This window comes from Neomicrococcus aestuarii, assembly GCF_014201135.1.
In the GTDB taxonomy this organism is placed as follows: domain Bacteria; phylum Actinomycetota; class Actinomycetes; order Actinomycetales; family Micrococcaceae; genus Neomicrococcus; species Neomicrococcus aestuarii.
In genome coordinates this window covers 2734428-2757455 of the sequence record NZ_JACHDR010000001.1, presented here as the reverse complement: position 1 = coordinate 2757455, position 23028 = coordinate 2734428, and the positions used below count along the sequence as shown (strand labels likewise).

Below are 23028 nucleotides of genomic sequence, written 5' to 3'. Positions count from 1 at the left end.
ATTGCTGGGATCAACGCCGCCCTCTTTCAAGAGCGGACTCCTACTATAACGCAACCTCTGCCGAAAACATTCCCAAGGGAAGGTCGAAGCTAAAGGACTGCCTAAAAAATGGTTGTGGACTAGTCCACATCTTGGCCGCGGTTACGCTGGCGCATAGCGCGCTGTGCCTCGCGGTTGTCCTGCTTTTCGCGAAGGGTCTGACGCTTGTCGTAGTCCTTCTTACCCTTGGCAATCGCGATTTCCAGCTTTGCCCGGCCGTCCTTGAAGTACAGCTGGAGCGGCACAATGGTATTGCCGGATTCTTCGAGCTTGCGTGAGATGCGAATGAGCTCGTCACGGTGAAGAAGGAGCTTACGACGACGACGCGCAGTATGGTTCGTCCACGACCCGTTGAGATACTCCGGGATATAAACGGCTTCCATATACAGTTCGTCACGGTAGAACTGGCCGAAGCCGTCCACGAGTGACGCCTTGCCTTCACGCAGGGATTTTACTTCGGTGCCAGTAAGCACCATTCCCGCTTCGAAGGTGTCCAAGATGAGGTAGTCATGGCGCGCCTTACGGTTCGTGGCGATGACACGTTCTTCTTTTTGTTTTGCCATGGCACGTTCCTCCTTTGTCAGTTGCGCGACACGCAGCTCTCCAGTTTACGTGCCCGAGGAACGCGCGTCCATTCGGGATTCTCAATCAGTTGTGGAACATCTATTCGTCGACGCGACTTGCCGAGACGCCTTGCTCTGAAAAATCCTTTAGAGAAGCGTCAGCGGATCAACTAATTCACCGTTGAAGACTGTCTCGAAGTGGAGGTGGCAGCCGGTGGAGTTTCCGGTGGTGCCCACGTAGCCAATGATGTCTCCGCGTTGGACAGTCTGTCCCGCGCTGACGTTCACGGCCGAGAGGTGGTGATAGTTGGTGGCCAGAGCGCTTCCATTCATGACGCCGTGGCTGAGGGTGACCTTGTTGCCGGAGCTTCCGCCCCAACCAGCTACCCAGACTTCGCCGGCGGCCGAAGCATAAACCGGTGCACCACACGTGCCACCGAAGCCCCAGTCCACTCCAGCGTGCAAGTAGCCTCCGGTGCCGCTGTAATCGATGGTTCCTTCAGGAGTGGCACGCCAGCCGAAGTTGGAGGTGATGTATCCGCCAGACACGGGAACACTGAGACCCCACGACGACGTCTGCGAGCTTTGCTCTTGTTCGGCTGCGTTTGCTTCTGCTTCCGCAGCGGCGGCCGCGTCAGCTTCTCGTTGGGCTGCCGCGGCGGCTTCGGCTTTTCGAGCTGCGTCGGCTGCTTGCGCCTGGCGTGCTGCTTCGGCCTGCCGTGCTTTCTCGGCGGCGATTGCGGCTTTTCGTTTGGCTTCGGCTTCGGCTTTGCGCTTAGCTTCTAACGCCTTCTGGCGGCGCTCTTCGGCTTCTTTACGAAGCTGCTCTTGGCGCGCGGCAATGTCCTTGATGACTTGGTCATGCTCGTCCTGCTGTGCTTGCAGGCGGCTCTGAACCTTTGGCCGTTCGGCTGCAAGCTTGGCGCTGAGTTGTTCGGCCCCGGAAATGAGCGAATCAACCTTCTCTTTCGAGGACAACGCTGCATCGCGCGCTTGCTGTTCGCGGACCAGTGCGGCGTCAGCCTGAGACTTGAGGTCCTTGATCTCCGCCTCGACTGCTTCAAGTCGCTTTGCGGCGTTTTCCTGTGCTGCACGCTTTTGGCTGAGCTGCTCCACGATGGCATTCTGGCTGCGCATTGCGTGATCGGCCAACTCGATTCCGCTGCCGAGGCTTTCGGTACGGGCACCGCCTACTAAGAATCCTAGGTTTCCAGAAACGCCGCCGCGCTGGTACGCGCGAGTGGCGATCTCACCGATGAGCTTCTTGGACTCTTCACTCTCCGCGTCATCGTTTTCCATCTCCGCAGAGAGCTCATCTAGTGAGGATTCGGCAGCGCTCACGCGCTGGCGCAAAGAATCGACCTCACCGGTTGCTTGAGAGACACGACCCTCGGCGGCTTTCAGTTCTGCTTGCGCGCCTGGAAGCTGATCTTGATATTCCTTGAGCTTCTTCGCCGTTGCTTGGATATTTCCATCGAGGTACTCAAGATCCTCCTCGAGCGAAGAGATGTTCTGCTCGATCTGATCCTTGCGGTCATCGAGTTCATCAGCGTTTGCGCCGGGAGTCACGAGTCCAACCGTTAAAAGCGCAGCGAAGCTTCCGGCGATAACCGCCTTCGAGAGCCTCAGCGCTCGCGAGGGTGTTGTCACAGTGTGCCTTTCGGTCGGACCGATGGGAAGTAGGTAGGGCTGCAACCGCACAAGAAACGGTGCACGTGAATGCTTAGAGGGGGAACAACTAAACCTTCAAGTACCGCCTCAACGTTAACATGGATGACACCGCAGCCAGCGCAATTCCGAGGATTACGAGAAATGGCGCCACCAAAAGTAGCTCGCGAACGCCCACAAAAGCGGTGTCCGGATATTCAACGGCTAGTTGTCCTTCAACAACGAACTTCACGACGGCCCAGAGAACACCAGAGGCCAGCAGCCCACCGATTGCTGCGGCGATGACGCCCTCGAGCAAGAACGGCAATTGGATGACCGTTTTGGACGCTCCCACAAGTCGCATGATTCCGGTTTCCCGACGGCGACTAAAAGCGGACATTCGAATGGTGGTTGCCACCAGCAAGACCGCGCAGACGATCATCACCACTGCAACGGCAAGAGCTGCGAGGGAGGCCATGTTGATGACGGAGAAGATCTGTTCCAGAAGCTCTCGCTGATCAACAACCAACTCCACGCCCGGCATCGAGGAGAACAGTTCGTCGACAACTTCATACTTCTCCGGGTCCACCAGCTTGAGGCGGAAAGACTCAGGAAGCTGGTCGGCCGTGACGGTATCGACGATCGGCGAGTTTTGGAATTGTTCTTGGAAGTGCTGAAGAGCTTGATCTTTGGACTCGTACTCGTAGCTCTCCACGTAGCTCTTCACTTCCGGTGAATCGAGCATCGTCCGAATATCGTCCCGCTGGGAATCTGTGATGGCACCGGAAACGCAGGTTGAACTTGCGTACGAATCGGAGCAAAGGAACACAGCTACCTGAACGCGGTCGTACCAGAAACCCTTCATCTGGTTGATCTGCATCTGCAACAGTCCGGCCGCTCCCACAAATGAGAGCGACACGAAGGTCACTAGGATCACGGAGACGAACATCGAGAGGTTGCGGCGAATACCGGTGAGGGTCTCCCCTATCAAAAAGGCAAGCATCAGAGTTCATCCCCCTCGGAGTCAAAAGCAGGGATGAATCCGGAAGTATCCGAAGGCTTGGTGGCTTTCATGTCAGCCGCACGCAATTCACGAGATCCATCTGGGCGAACTACTGGAATCAATGAGGTGTATTCGCCCGCGCGCTCGTCTCGAGCAACCGTGCCATGACGGAGCTCGATCACGCGGCGGCGCATGGAGTTCACGATTTCGTGATCGTGTGTGGCCATCACCACGGTGGTCCCGTTCTGATTGATACGGTCCATGATGTTCATGATCCCCACGCTCGTTGCGGGATCCAGGTTGCCGGTGGGTTCGTCGGCTAGCAAGATGCTGGGCTTGTTCACGATGGCTCGCGCGATCGCTACTCGTTGCTGCTCGCCGCCAGAGAGTTCGTGAGGCATGCGCTTGGCTTTTCCCTCAAGCCCCACCATCTCGAGAACGTTTGGGACGGTCTCGCGAATCGTGGCACGGTTACGGCCGATCACCTGCATAGCGAAAGCAACATTGGCGAAGACGTCCTTGTTGGGCAAGAGACGGAAATCCTGGAAGACAATGCCAATGCTGCGACGGTAACGCGGCAGCCCGTTTTGAGAAATAGTGGATAGCGATGTTCCGGCGACGTAAACCTGCCCATGGGTAGCCAGCTCTTCTCGCAAAATGAGGCGCAAGAAGGTGGACTTACCGGAGCCTGAGGCGCCCACCAAGAAGGTGAAGTCGCCACGGTCAATCTCAACGTTGACATCGTTGAGAGCGGCCTGATGTCCTCGGGCATAGGTTTTTGATACGTCTTCGAAGCGAATCATCGCTCAATCTCGCCCACGTGGGCCACCGGTGAGCGGCCATGATTGCGGGTCTTGGCTGGGGAAAGCTGAAACACCGGCACTAAAACCGTAGCCCGCTTACTCCTCAAGACCCCCGAACGCAGCGTGGTGTGTCGCAGGAACGCTCCCTCAAGAACGCTCCTGCGGAAGACCTCCTACGGGAGTAACGACTCGTGAATGATCAAGGTGGGTTCAGTGGCTTCCTGAACTTCCTCGACAGTCACACCCGGCGCGGTCTCCACCAAGACGAGGCCCTGATCCGTCACGTCGATGACTGCAAGATCGGTGATGATCCGATCCACCACGCCTTTACCCGTCAGCGGAAGCGAGCATTCATTGACCACTTTCGGTGATCCGTCCTTGGCGACGTGTTCCATGAGCACAATCACGCGGTCGGCACCGTGGACCAAGTCCATGGCCCCGCCGGGACCCTTGACCATTTTTCCGGGGATCATCCAGTTGGCGATGTCTCCGCCAGCGGACACCTGCATGGAGCCCAGAATCGCTGCGTCGATCTTTCCGCCGCGAATCATCGCAAAGCTCGTGGCTGAATCGAAGAAGCTCGCCCCGGGCTTAACGGTGACGGTTTCCTTGCCGGCATTGATGAGGTCGGGGTCGATCTCGTTCTCTGTGGGGTACGGCCCCACTCCAAGAATTCCGTTCTCAGACTGCAAGACAACGGTTCGGTCCTCTGGAATGTAATTGGGAACCATGGTCGGCAAGCCAATTCCAAGGTTGACGTAAGCACCATCCTGAAGCTCGCGAGCTGCGCGGGCGGCCATTTCTTCTCTCGTCAACGCCATGGTTACGCCTCCTCCGCCGCACGAACGGTGCGCTTTTCAATTCGCTTTTCGATGTCCTTGCCAACTTCCAGAATGCGGTGCACGTACACACCCGGAAGGTGAACGTCGTCGGGGTCAATCTCCCCCGGTTCCACCAGTTCTTCAACCTGCGCAATGCAGATCTTTCCCGCCATGGCAGCAGGCGGGCCAAACTGACGAGCAGCCTTGTTGAACACCAGGTTTCCGTGTTTGTCACCCTTGATGGCATGAACGAGCGCAAAGTCGGTGACGATGGATTCCTCCAGCACGAACTCGGCCGTTTTTCCCTTGAAGGAGAACTCGCGCACCTCCTTAGCTTCAGAGGCCTGCACGACGTTACCTGCGTCGTCGTACTTCTGAGGCAATCCGCCCTCCGCAACCTGCGTACCAACGCCGGTGCGCGTGTAGAACGCAGGAATGCCAGCGCCACCTGCGCGGAGCTTCTCGGCGAGAGTGCCCTGAGGCGTGAGTTCAAGCTCAAGCTCGCCGCTCAAATACTGCCGCGCGAACTCCTTGTTCTCCCCTACATACGAGCTAGTCATCTTGCGAATTCGGTGGGCGGCAAGCAAGACGCCAAGGCCCCAACCATCCACGCCACAGTTATTCGAGACCCCGTGAAGATCCGTGGCGCCCTGTTCCAAGAGCGCCTCGATGAGTTGGATTGGATTTCCCGAAAGCCCGAATCCGCCCACAGCGAGGGACGCCCCATCCGGGATATCCGCGACAGCCTCCGCCGCGCTTGCAAACGTCTTATCAATCGCCACTACATTCTCCTGTCAACAAGCAACTTTGCTCTGAACTTCTAAAGATTTGAGGTGATGCGAAGTTGCCGCACGGCCTCCCGCTAGCGAGCGGTCCACCCGCCGTCCATGGTGTACGACGCCCCGGTCACCATCGAAGCCTCGTCCGAAGCGAGCCACGCCGCGAGTGCCGCCACTTCCCGCGGTTCTGCAAGGCGCTTGATCGCGGGCTCCGTCAGCATGATTTTCTCAAGGACTTCGTTCTCCGTCAGGTTATGGAGAGCCGCCTGATCCGCCACTTGTTTATCCACGAGCGGAGTCCGGACAAAACCCGGATTGACGCAATTGCTGGTGACGCCGTGAGCGCCGCCTTCCAACGCGGTCACTTTGGAAAGACCCTCCAGCCCGTGCTTCGCGCTGACGTAGGCGGACTTGAACGGTGAGGCGACCAGACCGTGAGCACTCGAAAGATTGATGATGCGGCCGAAGTTCCGCTCATACATCTTCGGCAAAGCCGCGCGAATGAGAAGGAACGGCGCTTCCAACATGAGGCGATGGATGAGGCGCCAGTCTTCGGGCACATAATCCTGAAGAGGATTCATGCGCTGGATGCCGGCGTTGTTCACGAGAATGTCCGTGTCTAAGGAAAGGTTCTCAAGCCCGGTGGTATCCGAAAGGTCCACTGCCCACGCCTGGCCGCCCACTTCATCCGCAAGAGCCTGCGCCGCTTCAGCGTTGAGATCGGCCACGGTCACCGTTGCGCCGCGTGCAACGAACATGCGCACCATCTCGGCTCCAATGCCGCTAGCGCCTCCCGTAATCAAGGCACGTTTCCCTGCCAACGGTTGCGTATTGACGGCGTAATCCTGCAGATCGCTCATGCGTTATTCCTTTCCGAGGCGAACGGTGCGAGTCCTCGCTGACTTCACGCTGATGGCTCTCACCGCACTGAAAAGCCCGCTCCTTCGGTCACCGAAGCGATCCCGAGAAGAAAAAGGCGATTCATTCATTCGGCACACTATGAGCCAACTCACATAAAGTCAAAGACGTGCGCGAGCCATTCGTATTACTCAAGCTCTACAGCCGCTAAGGAAGCCGCTTACTCAAGCATGCGCCGTCGTACTGACTGAGTACTGAAGCTCCACCACACCCAACTTATGTTGCGTCAACGAAGTCAGTTCCAGCTTCCCGATCGAGCGCATCGCGAAGAGTGGACGCCCTCCGCCCAGAATCACGGGAATGGAGAAGACGCGAAGCTCATCAAGCTTTTCCGCGTCAACAAACTGTCCAGCCAAAGCTCCGCCGCCCATCACCCACACGTCCTTACCGGCCGCGTCACGAGCGAGCTCGGGAACCCATTCTTCGATATCTCCTCGCGCAAAGGTCACGTCAGCGCCAAGGAAGCTCGGCAATTCGCGGTGCGCAAAAACCCACGTAGGTATCCCGGTATACGGCCAATTCCCTTTGACGTTCTTCAAGAGCCACTGGTAGGTGTCAGCGCCCATCACGATTGAACCAACACTCGCAATGAAAGCATCGTAAGTGCTTCCATCGTCATACTCATCGAACGGTTCCAGCCATCGCATGCTGTCCGCTTCATCGGCGATATATCCATCAACTGACGCTGCAACAAAATACACGAAACGAGTCATGACTTCATCCTATGAAGAATCAGCAGATCTTCGAAAGGCTTATTGCCACATGTGGAGAAGCGCTCGGCGTGCCGTTTCGACACGCTTGCGCTTTCCTCACTGCGATGCTTCGTCCGCAGCTGATTCGTCGAAAATTCTGAGCGTTTCAACAATGATTTCCCGTTGAATCTCCGCGCCAAACATCGTCAGAATCACTTCGTGTAAGTACTCAGCGTTACGGCGCACCAGCTCACGTTCTACAGGCCCTAGCGTTCGCTGGTCCCCAACCAGTTCCATCTCTCGTGTGCTGGCGACATCTACCATGCCTTCGTCTGGTCGCGGCTCGGACGAAGCCTTCGTTGAACGCTCCGTCGTCAGTTCTACAGCTGGCACACTTTTCGCCAGTTCGTCAGAACTCGAATCCATGCTCATCGTGATTTCAGATGGCGAAGCTACATCCGGAGCGTCGATGCGCGTGAGTTCAGGAAACGCTTCTCGAATCACGGATGGAATTTCGCCCGACGGTGCGATGACATCCAAGCGCGACGTGGTGCGTGTCAGAGCGATGTAAAGAAGCCGGGCACCGTTATCCCGATCAAAGATGGCCTGCGGATCCACCACCACCACGGCGTCAAATTCGAGGCCCTTAGAGTCCTCGGGCGTCACTAGGTTGATAGACGTGCCTAAGTTGCCTGCACTCGAGTCGCTCCATTTGACTTCCTCAGCCCGGAAAGCTTCTTGAATCTGTTCCCACCATTCCTTGGGCGCAATGACGCCGACGAATCGTCCCTTGCTGCTGTGATGACTAGATGTCTTCGCAACCTCACGCGCCATCTGCTCACGAACTACGTCAAAAAGTTGAGGCGCAGCGTTAGCTTTACGCACAATCTTCGGGCTCTGAATCCTTGGTGCCGCAATCGGCAAAAGTCGTTTTGCTACTGCGAACACTTCCTCGGGAACACGGTAACCGTGCTCAAGATGTTGCAGGTTGGTCTCCAACTTTGATTTCAGAGCCTCGACAATCTCGTCCCAGCTATCGCGAGCAAAAGGCCCGGTCGATTGCGCCACGTCGCCCACAATCGTCATGGAACCATCTCTGGACCGTCTGCGAAGTGCAATCAACTGCATCGGCGAAAGATCTTGCGCTTCATCCACGATGATATGCCGGTAAAGGGTGGACTCCCCGTTCATGAATTCTGCGGCTGAATCTATCAAGGCGAGGTCCGCAATAGTCCACGGTTCATCTGCGATCCTGTCAGCCGCGCCACGGTAGAGCAGTTCGATCTGCTCATCCGTGAGAATGTTCTGCGCTGCCGTTCGTAAGCGCTGCTTTGATCCCAAAAGCTCGCGGATGAACTGGGGTGCTGACAATCGTGGCCACATTCTGTCCAAGGCGGATTCGACGGATTGGGGGTCCATGAGTGCTGCACCCGACAACTGACTCACGGAGCTTACTGAACGTGCGCAATGCTCTAGGAGGCGCTGTTTGAGCAGCTCGCGACCTTCGCCGTATTGCTTGTGGCGAAGCTCCTTAATATCCCCGGCAATAGTCTCCGGCGATATTGAGACGGCTGCGGCAGAGTTTCGTCGAGAAATTCGCAGAGGTGTTTCCGGTTCTTTGATGCGATTGTCCAGGCCGGTCGCAATCACGTCTTCCATCTCCGCAAGACCTTTGACGCGAGCCACGTGATCTGTTTCGGCAGCACGAACTGGGAGTTCGCTCGAAAGCATTTCTTGAATTGAGGTCTGCCGGACGTGCTGATCACCTAAGGCTGGCAGTACCTGCTGAATGTACTTGGTGAACGCGGGATTCGGTCCAACAATAAGCATTTCGCTGGCCGGCAATTCAGCTTGGTAGTTGAACATCAGCCATGAAGCGCGATGCAGCGCAACAGCCGTCTTACCCGTTCCCGGCCCACCTTGAATGACCAGCAGCTGATCTTTGGATAAGCGAATGAGCTTGTCTTGAGCGGCTTGAATAGTCTGGACAATGTCCGTCATTTTGCCTGTGCGGCTGGCCTCAAGACTGTGGAGGAGCGCGTCGTCAGAACGCAACTCATCATCAAGGCTTTCGATCTTTCGTGCCAGCTCGGCAAAAATCTTGTCGCTGAAGGCATCAACGTGATTGCGTGTGGTGGTGAAGGTGCGCTTCGTTGCAACACCCATGTGGTCATCGGTGGTCGCCTGGTAAAAGCGTTCGGCGATTGGCGCTTGCCAAGACACCACCAGCTGATTCTTTTCCTCATCCGAGATGCCGACTTTGCCGACGTGATAGCTCCGCCCGTCGTTCAGAATCATGCGGCCGAAAGCTACAGATTCGTCCGCCTCCAGTTTGGGCTTGGCATCCATAGCCTTCTTCATAGCGCGACGCTCAGGGCCGTTGCCTACCGTCCATTGCGCCGGATCTGACGACTGAAGCCGCACTTCGTAGGCTTCACGGGCGCGATCAAAGTACGACTGTTCTTCAGTAAGCTCATCCGCGTAATCAATTTCCACGATTTCCACCTTTCAGCGCCACGCTCTCCGGCGCGGCGTTGAAATAAACATTAAACGTGAGAAATGACACTTAGAACCTTGAACCCAGATTTGGGGCAGAAAAGTCATAAAAACAAAAGGTCCGGAAACATTTCTGTTTCCGGACCTTTTGATCTGGTGCCCAAGGTGGGACTCGAACCCACACGGTTTTACCCGCCGCATTTTGAGTGCGGTGCGTCTGCCAATTCCGCCACTCGGGCTTACGAATATCCGCTTTAGTGCTCTTGATATTTCACACTTCAGCGACTCGCGCTCATCAAGCATACATGGCGATAGGCTTAGAACGTAAATCGGCGCAGCCAAGGAGAAACATCGTGAACGAACACGCGGACCAAGTGTCCCCAAAGTCCCCTTCCAGCTCGGTTGCGTCCCCACATCCTGAGAACGACGGCGCAGCTCGGGTCCCACAGCAGCCTGCGGCTCGCGTTGTGGTAGCGGAGGACGAAACCCTGATCCGCTTGGATATCGTTGAAATCTTGCGTGGCGAGGGCTACGACGTGGTGGGCGAAGCAGATAACGGAGAAACCGCAATTCAGCTGGCGCGAGAGCTTCACCCAGATGTGGTTTTGATGGATGTCAAGATGCCGGTGATCGACGGCATTACCGCCGCAGAGGCAATTGCAAAGGAACGCATTGCTCCTGTGGTTTTACTCACCGCTTTTAGCCAGAAGGAACTGGTGGAGCGAGCTCGCGAGGCTGGCGCCATGGCTTATGTCGTGAAGCCATTCACTCCAGCAGATCTCATCCCCGCGCTTGAGATTGCACGCTCGCGCCACGAGGAAATCCTGGCGTTGGCTAAGGAAGTGACTGACCTCAAGGAACAGTTCGAGACGCGCAAGATCGTAGAGCGCGCCAAGGGCTTGTTGACGGAGAAGATGGGGCTCACTGAGCCGGAGGCTTTCCGTTGGATCCAGAAGACGTCTATGGACCGTCGTCTGAGCATGCGTGAAGTCGCCGAGACCATCGTGGAGCAGGTCAAGTAGCTCTTAACCGCTACTGGTCCTGCACAAACCAAGCGAGGCTGTTCGCACCATCATCTGGTGACGCGAACAGCCTCTCTTGTTGTTGGTAGCCGATTGGCTACCGGTACGAAGTTTTCCTAGATGTTTTCACGCATGCGCGAGATGAGGTCCTTGAGCGCCTCATCCTTGGTACGCCACGGGCGCAGCTTCTCAGCCTTTGGCAGCTTGCCCTCAATGAGCTCACCAGCGTCAGCGACGTCACCGAGGCGGTGAATACGTAGCGAGTTGGTGGAGCCGGCCTGTCCTGGAGGTGAACCGGCCGCGATCACGACGATGTCGTCGATCTCAGCGAGACCTTCACTTTGAAGGACGCGATCCACGAGCGCCGTCATTTTGTCGATGTGGTCTGCGAACTCCACGAAACGGGGACGAATGCCCCAGACCAAAGCCATGGTGCGGTACGTCGCCTGAACCGAAGTGAAGCACAGCATGGGTCGCGCTGGACGCATACGTGAGAGACGGCGTGCGGTATCACCGGACTCGGTAAAGCCCACAATGAACTTTGCGTCGAGCTCGTCTGCGATCTCCACCGTTGCGCGCGTGATGGCGCCTCCACGAGTGCGCGGGCGGGTCTGCAACGGCCGAATACGGGCCAAGCCGTGCTCTTCCGTGGACTCGATGATTCGCGCCATGGTCTTGATGGTTTCGATGGGGTACTTACCCACGCTCGTTTCACCGGAAAGCATGACTGCGTCCGCACCATCAAGGACGGCGTTTGCACAGTCTGATGCCTCGGCGCGCGTTGGCGTTGGCGATTCAATCATGGACTCAAGAACTTGAGTGGCAACGATGGCCGGCTTTGCCCAACGGCGAGCCAGTTCTACGGTGCGCTTTTGAACAATCGGCACTTGTTCCAATGGAAGCTCAACACCGAGGTCACCACGGGCAACCATGACGGAGTCAAACGCGTCGATGATCTCTTCCAGAGCATCCACGGCCTGTGGCTTCTCGATCTTGGCAATGACCGGAAGCTTGCGGCCTTCCTCTTCCATGATCTCGTGCACACGACGAATATCGCTCGCGTTACGCACGAACGACAAAGCGATCATGTCCACGCCGGCACGAATGGCCCAGCGAAGATCTTCTTCATCCTTGTCCGAGAGCGCAGGTACGTTGACTGCAACACCAGGCAGGTTGATGCCCTTGTTGTTGGAGACTTCGCCACCCACCACAACTTCGGTTTCCACGTCACTCTCGGTGACCTTGGTGGCGCGCAAACGCACCTTACCGTCGTTGATGAGGAGGATGTCTCCTGGCCCCACGTCCCCGGTCAAACCCTTGAACGTGGTGGAGACTCGCTCTTTAGTTCCTTCGATGTCATCCACCGTGATGGTGAACTTATCCCCCACCTGAAGTTCATGGGGACCGTCTACGAAGCGGCCAAGACGAATCTTAGGCCCCTGGAGGTCAGCGAAAACAGCAACTGGCTGGTTGGCTTCCTCGGCAGCTTGCCGAATATTCGCAAGGTATTCCGCGTGTACTGAGTGTTCTCCGTGGCTCATATTCAAACGGGCCACGTTCATTCCCGCAGCTACTGCTTCACGGGTCTTATCTAACGTTCCGATTGCTGGACCAAAAGTGACTACGATCTTTGCGCGTCTCATGGTTCCACCCTATCTGTTGTCCTGAAGAGAACACCCAGTACCTTCGGTACCGAGTGAAGCGGTCGGCGGCTTTCTAGAACGGAGTGATGGAGACGTCCGTTGGACGAACCGGCGCAGGCAATCGAGTGCTGCCCTGCAGGTACTCGTCCACCTTCGACGCAGCCGCACGGCCTTCAGCGATGGCCCACACAATCAGCGACTGTCCACGGCCGGCGTCGCCAGCGACAAACACACCTTGCTGTCCGGTCATGAAGTCTTCATCACGCACAATGTTTCCGCGACCATCGAAACCAACGGACGGCGAATCTTCCAATCCTGCCTTCTCCGGGCCGGTGAAGCCGAGAGCCAAGAACACCAAGTCAGCCTTGATGATTCGCTCGGTGCCCGCCTTCGGCACGCGCCCTTCAGGCGTGTACTCGGTTTCAGCGACCTTCAACCCCGTGAGCTTACCGTTTTCGCCAATGTACTCAACGGTGGACGCCAAGTAGGTGCGTTCGCCGCCTTCTTCGTGAGCGCTTGCTACTTCGAAGAGGGTCGGGAACATAGGCCACGGCTGGTGCGCTGGACGCTCCGATGGCGGCTGCTTGCCGATGGCCAAGGTGGTCACCGAAGCGGCGCCCTGACGGTGGGCGGTACCGATGCAGTCAGCACCGGTGTCGCCGCCGCCAAGGATCACGACGTGCTTACCCTTGGCATCGATCTGGTTTTCAACCTCGTCGCCAGCAACAACACGGTTGGACTGAACCAAGTAGTCCATGGCGAAGTGAACGCCTTCAAGCTCGCGTCCAGGAATCGGCAAATCGCGAGGAACCGTAGAACCGGTAGCAATCACAATCGCGTCGTAGCGGCCGCGAAGCTGCTTCCACGAGATGTCCTTGCCGAGTTCAACGTTGGTGCGGAATCGGGTGCCCTCGGCACTCATCTGAGCGAGACGACGATCCAGAACTCCCTTTTCCATCTTGAAGTCAGGGATTCCGTAGCGAAGCAGTCCGCCGATTTTGTCGTCGCGCTCGTACACAGCAACCGTGTGGCCTGCACGCGTGAGCTGCTGGGCTGCGGCAAGTCCGGCAGGGCCAGATCCTACGACGGCGACCGTCTGGTCGGTGTGACGAACTGGCATGACAGGGGTGATGAGGTCATCGTCGAACGCCTGATCGGCGATCTCCACCTCGATCTGCTTGATGGTCACGGCCGGCTGGTTGATGCCCAGCACGCAGGAGGACTCACACGGAGCTGGGCACAAGCGACCGGTGAACTCCGGGAAGTTGTTCGTTGCGTGAAGACGCTCCGATGCTCCCGCGGTGTTACCACGCCACATCAAGTCATTCCATTCCGGAATGAGGTTGCCTAGCGGGCACCCCTGGTGACAGAACGGAACGCCACAGTCCATGCAGCGGCCTGCCTGACGTTGCAGTACCTCACCGTTCTGGCGCTCGTACACTTCCTTCCAGTCCTTGATTCGAACTGGGACGGGACGGCGCGGTTGGGTTTCGCGTTCGCGAACCTTCAAAAAGCCACGAGGATCAGCCACGGGTTGCCTCCAAAATCTTGTTCCAAACTACGTCGCCATCCGGATCCAGTCCCTCGGCAATCGCGTCTTCGCGGGTCTTGAGAACCGCTGCGTAATTGCGTGGCAGGACCTTGGTGAAGCGACCCACCACGTTAGCGAAATCATCCAAGAGGGACTGCGCCTTCACGGACGCGGTCTCTTCTACATGGCGAACCAAAAGCTCGCGAACTTCTTCAACATCAGCTTCGCTGAGTGGCTCAAGAAGCAATTCCTTCGCCGCAAGAGAATCAGCGTTGACCTTGGCAACATCCAAGTCCAAGACGAACGCCCGGCCGCCGGACATACCCGCACCGAAGTTACGTCCGGTCTCACCGATGATGACCGCGGTTCCACCGGTCATGTACTCACAACCGTGATCGCCAATGCCTTCAACAATGGCGGTTGCTCCCGAGTTACGCACCAGGAAGCGCTCGCCAACAATGCCGGAGAGGTACAGCTCGCCGCTCGTAGCGCCGTAGCCAATCACGTTGCCGGCAATGACGTTGTCTGCAGCTACCAGCTGGCTACCTTCGTGTGGTCGCACGGAGATGTGACCACCGGAGAGGCCCTTGCCCACGTAGTCGTTGGACTCACCGAACAAGCGCAAGGTGATGCCTGCTGGCAAGAACGCGCCCAAGGACTGACCTGCGGAACCGGTCAGCGTCACGGAGATGGTGTCTGGCGCCAAGTTCTCGGCGCCAAACTTCTTCGTCACAGCGTTGCCCAGCATGGTGCCTACTGCGCGGTCGGTGTTGACCACTGGCAGGTTGATTGTTACCGGCATGCGGTTTTCCAGGGCGTCCTTGCTCATCCCGATGAGCTGGTTATCAAAGTGCTGATCCAGCTCGTGGTTCTGAGTGCCCGTGCGGCGGCGCGGTCCATCTTGGCCGTCGTCGTACACGGAGAACATTGGAGACAAGTCCAGGTGTGAGGACTTCCAGTGATCCATTGCGGCCTGGCGATCCAGCAGCTCGGCGTGGCCAATGGCTTCGTCCAAGGTGCGGAAGCCCAAGGAAGCGAGGATCTCGCGAACCTCTTCAGCCAAGAACTCGAAGAAGTTCACTACGAACTCAGGCTTGCCGGTAAAGCGCGAACGCAACTCAGGGTTCTGAGTAGCCACACCCACTGGGCAGGTGTCCAAGTGGCACACGCGCATCATGATGCAGCCAGAAACCACCAGCGGAGCGGTGGCAAAGCCGTATTCTTCAGCACCCAGAAGCGCTGCGATGACGACGTCGCGACCGGTCTTGAGCTGGCCGTCCACCTGCACGGTAACGCGCTCACGCAGACCATTGATCATCAAGGTCTGCTGAGTCTCGGCGAGACCAAGCTCCCACGGAACACCGGCGTGCTTCAAAGAGTTCAGCGGCGAGGCGCCGGTTCCGCCGTCGTGCCCCGAAACCAACACCACATCAGCCTTAGCCTTCGTGACACCGGACGCAACCGTACCAATTCCCACTTCGGAAACCAGCTTGACGTGGACTCGAGCCTGAGGGTTTGCACGCTTTGCGTCGTAAATGAGCTGAGCGAGGTCCTCGATCGAGTAAATGTCGTGGTGCGGTGGTGGGGAAATCAAGCCCACGCCAGGTGTGGAGTGACGCGTCCGCGCCACCCACGGGTACATCTTCTGTGCCATGAGCTGGCCGCCTTCGCCCGGCTTAGCACCCTGAGCCATCTTGATCTGAATGTCTTCAGCATTCGTCAAGTACAAGCTCGTGACACCGAAGCGACCGGAAGCGATCTGCTTGATCTTGGAGCGGCGCGCAGGATCGAGCAAGCGATCTACATCTTCGCCACCTTCACCCGTGTTGGACTTGCCACCAATTTGGTTCATGGCAATCGCGAGGGTCTCGTGGGCTTCCTTGGAAATGGATCCGTAGGACATTGCACCCGTGGAGAAGCGCTTGATGATCTCAGAGATCGGCTCCACCTCGTCGATCGAGATGGGCTCGCGTGCGCCCTCCTTGAAGGAGAACAGGCCGCGCAGCGTCTTCAAGTCGCGAGCCTGGTTATCCACGCCCTCGGTGTACTTCTTGAAGATGTCATACCTGCGCTCGCGCGTTGCGTGCTGAAGTCGGAAGACCGTCTCCGGGTCAAACAAGTGCGGTGCACCGTCGCGACGCCACTGGTACTCGCCGCCGGTTTCGAGCTCGCGGTGAGCGTCAGGGTTGCCACTCTGTGGGTACGCACTCTCGTGACGCATGGCGATCTCTTCAGCGATTTCCTGAAGTCCCACGCCACCCATTTGCGTTGGGGTACCGGAGAAGTACATGTCAATGAAGCGCTGAGACAAGCCCAAACCTTCAAAGGTCTGCGCGCCACAGTAAGAGGACACCGTGGAGATGCCCATCTTGGACATGATCTTCAAAACGCCCTTACCGAGCGCCTTGATGAGGTTCGCGTGAGCCTTCTCAGCAGTCACGTCGCCGAGGATGCCGTTGTTGGCCATCTCTTCAACGGTTTCAAGTGCCAAGTAAGGGTTCACAGCGGAAGCGCCGTAGCCCAAGAGGACTGCCACGTGGTGCACTTCGCGCACGTCGCCAGCCTCAACAATCAAGGAGGTCTTGGTGCGGTTAGCGGACTTGAGCAAGTGGTTGTGAATTGCCGAGGTCAAGAGCAAGGACGGGATCGGAGCCCACTGTGCGTTGGAGTCGCGGTCAGAGACCACGATGTACTGCACACCGCGGTTGACGGCGGTAGAGACTTGCTCGTAGATCTCGTGCAAGCGAGCACGCAGTCCGTTAGCTCCACCAGCTGGCTGGTAAAGACCGCGGACCTTCAGGCCCACCTTGGCGCCGTCGGCGTCGCGCACGTTGATGATCTTGGCCAGATCATCATTGGTGATCACTGGGAAGTCCAGCGAAATGTGCTGGGTCTTCACATGGGAAAGCTTGAGCAGGTTACCGTCCGGGCCAATGGAGGTACGAAGGCTCGTCACGAGCTCCTCGCGAATAGCATCCAGCGGCGGGTTAGTCACCTGAGCGAAGGACTGTACAAAGTAGTCAAAGAGCAAGCGAGGGCGCTTAGCAAGGATGGCCACCGGGGTGTCCGATCCCATGGCACCCAGCGGCTCGGCACCGTTCTGCGCCATTGGCGCAAGCAGGATCTTCAGCTCTTCATTGGTGTAGCCAAAGGTGCGCTGACGCAAGTTGATGGACTGCGCAGAGTGAACCACGTGCTCACGCTCAGGAAGCTCTTCCAAGCTCACGAGGTTCTCTTGAACCCACTCGCGCCACGGGTTGGCGTTTGCCAGGTCAGCCTTGACTTCGGAGTCCTCAATGATGCGGCCCTGGTCCGTATCCACCAAGAACATCTTGCCTGGCGAGACACGGCCCTTGCGCACAATGCGCTCTGGAGCGATGTCAACCACGCCAACCTCAGAGGCCAGCACTACAAGTCCATCTTCGGTGACCCAGTAGCGGGCTGGGCGAAGACCGTTGCGGTCCAAAACAGCACCAACTTGGGTGCCGTTGGTGAAGGACACAGCAGCTGGGCCGTCCCATGGCTCCATGAGCATCGAGTGGTATTCGTAGAACGCGCGGCGATCCGGATCCATGGATGGGTTGTTTTCCCAAGCCTCCGGAATCATCATCATGATGGCCTGCGGCAAGGTGCGGCCCGAAAGCAACAACAGCTCGGCCACTTCGTCGAAGGAAGCGGAGTCGGAAGCGCCCGGCGTGCAGATCGGGAACAGCTCTTCTGGAGCGTCGCCCAGGATCGGCGAGGAGAGCTGGGACTGGCGAGCGCGCATCCAGTTACGGTTGCCCTTGACGGTGTTGATTTCACCGTTGTGAGCAATCATGCGGAACGGCTGAGCCAACGGCCAGCTCGGGAACGTGTTAGTGGAGAAGCGCGAGTGCACAATGGCAAGCTTCGTCGCAAAACGCTCATCGGAAAGGTCAGGGAAGAACGGCTCCAATTGAGCCGTGGTCAACATGCCCTTGTACACAATCGTCTTCGCGGAGAAGGACGGGAAGTACACGCCGAAACGGTTCTGCGCACGCTTGCGAATACGGAAGGAACGGGCCTCGAGACTCTGGCCAGCGTCGTCGTAATCAGTCTCAGCCGTACCGCCTACGAACAACTGAACGAAGCGAGGCATGCAGGAGCGGGACAGCGCACCGATCATGGAATCATCGGTCGGCACTTCGCGCCAGCCAAGGACCTGAAGTCCTTCGGCCGCTACGAGCTCTTCAAGACCTGCGCGGGCGGTGGCTTCACCGTCGGCGTCATCCGGAAGGAAGGCGGTACCCACCACGTATTCGCCGGCAGCCGGCAATGGGAAGTTCACTACTTCACGGAAAAAGGCATCCGGAATCTGGGTCAGGAGACCGGCGCCGTCACCGGTACCTTCGTCAGCGCCCACGGCGCCGCGGTGTTCAAGAGCGCGCAAGGCATCGAGGGCGTGCACCACGATTTCGTGCGTCGGCTCACCCTTGAGCGTTGCGATCATGGCAAGGCCGCAAGCGTCCTTTTCCTGGTCCTTACGGTAGAGACCTTGGTCTTCTGGAAGCTTTGCGAAACGCTCGAATGGAGATATCACGTTGTTCTTCTCTTCCACAACGGGGTCCAGAACAACGGGATCCTCAGCAGCGTTATTGCTGTGAGTGGTGGCCTTTTTCGGCTCAGTCATGGTGGGCCCTTTCTGTAACGGTACAACTCGTCACTTGTCCGGTGTCGGACCGGCGCAAGCGAATCGTGCTTGCGCGCCAAGAAAGGGGGTATGACCTGGATCAGCGGCAAGCGAGTCCACGTCGTTGTGGCGTTACCCTGAATTCTTTCATGTTGGTTTACGAAGAATAAAGGGTCAGCGTCGCAGACGGCATGTGTGATCTCGTCCACGTGTTTTTGCTGGATTGACAGTAGCACCCAGATTGCGGGCGGCGCGAAATTTCGTTCCATTTTTTCGCACCGCCCGTAACATCATGATTTTTCTGTGGGATTGCCTTCGAGTTTCGTTTGCGTTTCGCCGCTTTCCGCAGGGGTTTCCCTGTGAGAGGACGACGACGCAGCTACCGCAGGTGCCTCAGCTTCAGTAATCTCGGTGGTTTCTTCCGGCGCTTTTCCGGGCAAGTAGACGATGTCCAGGCCGGTACGTCGGGGGCGGGTTGCCATGATCGCGAAGAGCACCACGGAGATCAGGAACATCAGCAGGCTGGTCCACACGTTGAGTCGCTGAGTGATGCCCAGAATGGTGATCATTTGCGCTTCATCGATGCGTAGCATTTCAATCCACGTGCGTCCGGCGGTATATACGGCCACGTAGAGCCAGAACATAGCGCCGCGCTGGAACTTGAACTTGCGGTCCAAAAGCAGGATGAGCGCTACACCGGCGAGGTTCCAGAAGAATTCGTACAAGAACGTGGGGTGGAATAGCGTGTCCGCCGGGAGTCCTGCGGGGAAGCTCGCGTTGGTGGGATCAATTTCGAGTCCCCAGGGCAGGGTCGTTGGACCGCCGTAGAGCTCTTGGTTGAAGTAGTTTCCCCATCGTCCAATGGCTTGTGCCAAGAGGACACCGGGGGCAGCAGCATCGGCGAACGCGCTCAAGCGCAGTCCGGCGCGGCGGCAACCAATCCAAGCGCCGACAGCACCCAGGGCAACAGCGCCCCAAATGCCCAGGCCGCCGTTCCAGATCTGCCAGATCTTGGTCAGATCTCCGGTGCCGTCATAGTTGGGGCCAAAGTACGCATCCGGTGAGCTGACCACGTGGTACAAACGAGCGCCGATGATGCCGAAGATGACGGCCCACATGATGATGGAAAAAAACGGGTCTTCCGGCCCGCCCTTCTTCTTCCAGCGGCGGTAAGCAAGCCATCCGCCAATAAGTCCGCCGGTGAGCAAGCACAGCGCGTAGACGTGGATGGTGAGCGGGCCCAGCTGGAACCGCGACCACTCCACCGGTGGAGAAGGAATGGATGCTTGGATGCTAGCGAGTTCTAGCACGAGGCCCGTCATCATGAGTTACTGAGTCCGTCCTGACAGTTCTGCGGTCAATTGAGCTACGCCTTCAACACCGCGGTCGCGAAGTGCTGCTACGAGGGCGGTACCGACGATCACGCCGTCTGCGTATGCGCCGATTTCCTCGACGTGTTCGCGGCGGGAGACTCCAAGTCCCACGCAAGCGCGCTCGGCGCCGGCTTCGTGAGCGCGATCCACGACGGCGCGTGTTGCGGCTGAGACGTTGTCACGAGCTCCGGTAACTCCCATGACGGAGACGCAGTAGACGAATCCACGGCTAGCTTTGACGGTCATGGCCATACGTTCGGGGGTGGAGCTAGGTGCCACCAAGAAGACGCGGTCCAGTCCGTACTTGTCTGAAACTTCAAACCATTCGGCAGCTTCGTCCGGAATCAGGTCCGGGGTAATGAGTCCTGCTCCCCCAGCTTCAGCGAGGCGACGCGCGAATTCGTCAACGCCCATGCGCACTACTGGGTTCCAGTAGGTCATCACCAAGACCGCGGCGTCGGACTGCTCGGTAACCGCACGAACAATGTCAAAGATCTGCGCGGTGCGGAAGCCATTGGCCAAAGACTGAACCGTGGCCGCCTGAATCACTTCGCCATCCATGACTGGATCCGAATACGGGATGCCGATCTCGATGACATCAGCGCCGTTTTTGGCCATGGCCACTGCGGCGTCAATGGTGGTCTGAGCGTCCGGGAAACCTGCTGGCAAGTAGCAAATCAGCGCGGGGCGTCCTTCGCTGCGCGCCTTTTCGATGGCGTCAGCGGCGGACCGAACGGTGGGGAGCTGTGTATTAGAAACCTCGGTCATTACTTTGCCTCGCCTTCGCTTTGAGCTGCTGCTTCTGCCGGGTTCTTCTCATCCAAGAGTCCGAACCACTCAGCGGCGGTGGCAACGTCTTTATCGCCGCGGCCTGACAGGCTGACCACGATGATCTGCTCTTCGGGCTTCTTGCCCTCGGCCACCCAGCGGTGAGCCAAGCGCAGAGCGCCCGCGAGAGCGTGAGAGGACTCGATGGCTGGAATGATGCCTTCGGTCCGGCAAAGCAACCGGAAAGCGTCCATGGCTTCGGTGTCCGTGACGGGCTCGTACGTAGCGCGGCCTAGGTCTGAAAGGTAGGAGTGCTCAGGGCCCACACCTGGGTAGTCCAAGCCTGCGGAGATGGAGTGCGACTCAACGGTCTGGCCGTCTTCATCCTGCATGAGGTAGGAGCGTGCGCCGTGAAGCACGCCGGGGCGTCCCAACGTGATGGTGGCTGCGTGGCGGCCGGTCTCGACGCCGTCGCCACCAGCTTCAAATCCGTAAAGTTCCACGGAAGGGTCATCAAGGAACCCGTGGAAGATACCAATGGCGTTGGAGCCTCCGCCAATACAAGCGGCTACGGCGTCCGGCAAGCGGCCAGCCTGGGCGATGATCTGCTCGCGGGCTTCGTCGCCAATGACTTGGTGGAAGTAGCGAACCAACGTAGGGAACGGGTGTGCTCCAGCGGCAGTACCCAAGAGGTAGTGGGTGGTGTCTACGTTGGTCACCCAGTCACGCAACGCTTCGTTGATAGCGTCCTTGAGGGTCTGGGATCCGGCGGTCACGGGGATAACAGTGGCGCCGAGCAGTTCCATGCGAGCAACGTTGAGCGCTTGGCGGCGAGTGTCTTCGGCACCCATGTAGACCACGCACTCCATGCCCATCAAGGCAGCGGCGGTCGCGGAGGCGACGCCGTGCTGACCGGCACCGGTTTCGGCGATGAGGCGAGTTTTGCCCATGCGCTTGGCCAGAAGAGCCTGACCCAACACGTTGTTGATCTTGTGAGATCCCGTGTGGTTGAGATCTTCGCGCTTCAAGAAGATGCGCACACCACCAGCGTGCTCGGAGAGTCGCTTGGCTTCGGTGAGTAGCGAAGGACGGTTGGCGTAGTTCCGATTCAGGTCGCTGACCTGCGCCAAGAACTCCGGATCCGCTTTAGCCTTCTCAAAGGTGTCTTCGAGCTGATCGAGCGCAGCAATGAGGGACTCTGGCATCCATCGTCCACCGTAGGCGCCGAAGTACGGACCTGGCGCGTCCCGCAAGCTGCGGCGCCCTTCCAAGAAGTCCTTGACGGCGGAGTCCCCGCCTGCTGGTTGTGACGTGGTGTTTTCGCTCATGAGGTCATCCTGACAATCTCTGTTCAAACTCAAAATTTGATGTGACGCATCATTGCGCCGTGACTCTTTACGTTGCCGTTCAGTGCACTTATGCCGAGCTGTAACTCAGCGTCAAGAAGCGGTAGTTACTTACCCGCTCTTGCAGCGGTGGCTGCCTCACGGTATGCCCGCACGGTTGCCTCGGGATCGCCACTCTTGACGAGCGCCTCCCCCACCAAAATGGCATCTGCACCCTGTGATCCATACAGTTGAACATCCGCGAGTTCTTGAACTCCAGACTCCGCCACAATGACACGGTCAGAAGGAATTAGATCCTTCAACGCCCCGAACGTGGTGATATCCACGTCTAACGTCTTGAGGTTTCGCGTGTTCACGCCGATGATCTTCGCGCCGACGGCTACGGCTCGCTGAATCTCTTCAGGAGTGTGGGTTTCCACGAGAGCGTTCATGCCCAGCTGGTGCGTGAGCGCCAAGAACTCTGCGAGCTTCGCATCATCCAGCGCGGCCACAATCAACAACACAAGGTCCGCGCCGTGAGCACGAGCCTCGAAGAATTGATACGGCTCCACCATGAAGTCCTTGCGGAGGACAGGGATGCTTACCGCAGCCCGCACCGCGTCTAGATCCGTGAGGCTTCCACCGAAACGGCGTTCTTCCGTCAGTACGGAGATAACGGAAGCTCCGCCAGCTTCGTACATGGACGCAAGAGCTGCCGGTTCTGGAATGTCCGCGAGGGCACCCTTGGAAGGAGACTTGCGCTTGACCTCGGAAATAATGCGAACCGACTGGTCCCGATCTTCGCCGGCTTCGCGGCCGCCGAGAGCTGCGAAAGCGTCCAAGGCGGGAGTAGCAGCACTCGCTAGTTCGATGATCTCGCGTTCGTCGACAGTGAGGCGACGTCCTTCAAGATCTTCACGAACGCCGTCAATGATGCTTTGTAGAACCGTCACG

General features: G+C 58.0%; 17 protein-coding genes and 1 tRNA gene. 1 reads left to right on the top strand and 17 read right to left on the bottom strand.

Features of this window, described 5'->3' with window-relative positions; all coding sequences use genetic code 11:
* Positions 1–119: 119 nt before the first annotated feature.
* From smpB to HD598_RS12570, 10 genes are all read right to left on the bottom strand, one after another.
* Positions 120–602, bottom strand: a complete 483-nt coding sequence (gene smpB / locus HD598_RS12615; protein WP_071893304.1) for an SsrA-binding protein SmpB — start codon at positions 600–602, stop codon at positions 120–122.
* Between the two features lie 147 nt (positions 603–749).
* On the bottom strand, positions 750–2252 hold the full coding sequence (locus tag HD598_RS12610; RefSeq protein ID WP_183666323.1) for a peptidoglycan DD-metalloendopeptidase family protein: 1503 nt from the start codon (positions 2250–2252) through the stop codon (positions 750–752).
* 88 nt (positions 2253–2340) lie between these two features.
* Entirely contained in the window at positions 2341–3255 is a 915-nt protein-coding gene (gene ftsX / locus HD598_RS12605) for a permease-like cell division protein FtsX (protein ID WP_071893303.1), read from the bottom strand.
* Entirely contained in the window at positions 3252–4055 is an 804-nt protein-coding gene (ftsE, locus tag HD598_RS12600) for a cell division ATP-binding protein FtsE (RefSeq protein ID WP_183666320.1), read from the bottom strand. Before ftsE ends, ftsX begins: the two co-directional genes overlap by 4 nt.
* Before the next feature lie 173 nt (positions 4056–4228).
* Positions 4229–4876: a CoA transferase subunit B gene (locus tag HD598_RS12595; RefSeq protein ID WP_183666319.1), complete on the bottom strand. Its 648-nt coding sequence runs from the start codon at positions 4874–4876 to the stop codon at positions 4229–4231.
* A gap of 2 nt (positions 4877–4878) precedes the next feature.
* Entirely contained in the window at positions 4879–5658 is a 780-nt protein-coding gene (locus HD598_RS12590; RefSeq protein ID WP_183666317.1) for a CoA transferase subunit A, read from the bottom strand.
* Between the two features lie 80 nt (positions 5659–5738).
* Positions 5739–6515 (bottom strand): 3-hydroxybutyrate dehydrogenase, encoded by a 777-nt coding sequence (locus tag HD598_RS12585; RefSeq protein WP_183666315.1) that lies wholly within the window; start codon positions 6513–6515, stop codon positions 5739–5741.
* 222 nt (positions 6516–6737) lie between these two features.
* Positions 6738–7286, bottom strand: a complete 549-nt coding sequence (locus HD598_RS12580) for a dihydrofolate reductase family protein (RefSeq protein WP_183666313.1) — start codon at positions 7284–7286, stop codon at positions 6738–6740.
* 96 nt (positions 7287–7382) lie between these two features.
* On the bottom strand, positions 7383–9761 hold the full coding sequence (locus tag HD598_RS12575) for a HelD family protein (RefSeq protein WP_183666311.1): 2379 nt from the start codon (positions 9759–9761) through the stop codon (positions 7383–7385).
* A 154-nt stretch (positions 9762–9915) separates the two neighbouring features.
* A tRNA-Leu gene (locus HD598_RS12570) sits at positions 9916–10000 on the bottom strand.
* Between the two features lie 114 nt (positions 10001–10114).
* Here HD598_RS12570 and HD598_RS12565 point away from each other — a divergent pair.
* Positions 10115–10783, top strand: coding sequence for an ANTAR domain-containing response regulator (locus HD598_RS12565; RefSeq protein ID WP_409366190.1), 669 nt, complete (start codon positions 10115–10117; stop codon positions 10781–10783).
* Between the two features lie 116 nt (positions 10784–10899).
* Here HD598_RS12565 and pyk read toward each other — a convergent pair whose 3' ends face one another.
* The 7 genes from pyk to trpC form a co-directional block, all read right to left on the bottom strand.
* Positions 10900–12426, bottom strand: a complete 1527-nt coding sequence (pyk, locus tag HD598_RS12560; protein ID WP_071893298.1) for a pyruvate kinase — start codon at positions 12424–12426, stop codon at positions 10900–10902.
* 73 nt (positions 12427–12499) lie between these two features.
* Positions 12500–13957 carry a glutamate synthase subunit beta gene (locus HD598_RS12555; protein WP_071893297.1) on the bottom strand — a complete coding sequence of 486 codons (1458 nt, stop codon included), beginning with the start codon at positions 13955–13957 and terminating at the stop codon, positions 12500–12502.
* On the bottom strand, positions 13950–18608 hold the full coding sequence (gltB, locus tag HD598_RS12550; RefSeq protein WP_183666307.1) for a glutamate synthase large subunit: 4659 nt from the start codon (positions 18606–18608) through the stop codon (positions 13950–13952). Before gltB ends, HD598_RS12555 begins: the two co-directional genes overlap by 8 nt.
* A gap of 290 nt (positions 18609–18898) precedes the next feature.
* Positions 18899–19933, bottom strand: a complete 1035-nt coding sequence (gene lgt / locus HD598_RS12545; protein WP_071893295.1) for a prolipoprotein diacylglyceryl transferase — start codon at positions 19931–19933, stop codon at positions 18899–18901.
* Between the two features lie 3 nt (positions 19934–19936).
* Entirely contained in the window at positions 19937–20749 is an 813-nt protein-coding gene (gene trpA / locus HD598_RS12540; protein WP_071893294.1) for a tryptophan synthase subunit alpha, read from the bottom strand.
* Positions 20749–22077 (bottom strand): tryptophan synthase subunit beta, encoded by a 1329-nt coding sequence (gene trpB, locus HD598_RS12535; protein ID WP_183666305.1) that lies wholly within the window; start codon positions 22075–22077, stop codon positions 20749–20751. The genes trpA and trpB overlap by 1 nt, the downstream gene beginning before the upstream one ends.
* A 125-nt stretch (positions 22078–22202) precedes the next feature.
* Positions 22203–23027 (bottom strand): indole-3-glycerol phosphate synthase TrpC, encoded by an 825-nt coding sequence (trpC, locus tag HD598_RS12530; protein WP_183666303.1) that lies wholly within the window; start codon positions 23025–23027, stop codon positions 22203–22205.
* Position 23028: the final 1 nt, after the last annotated feature.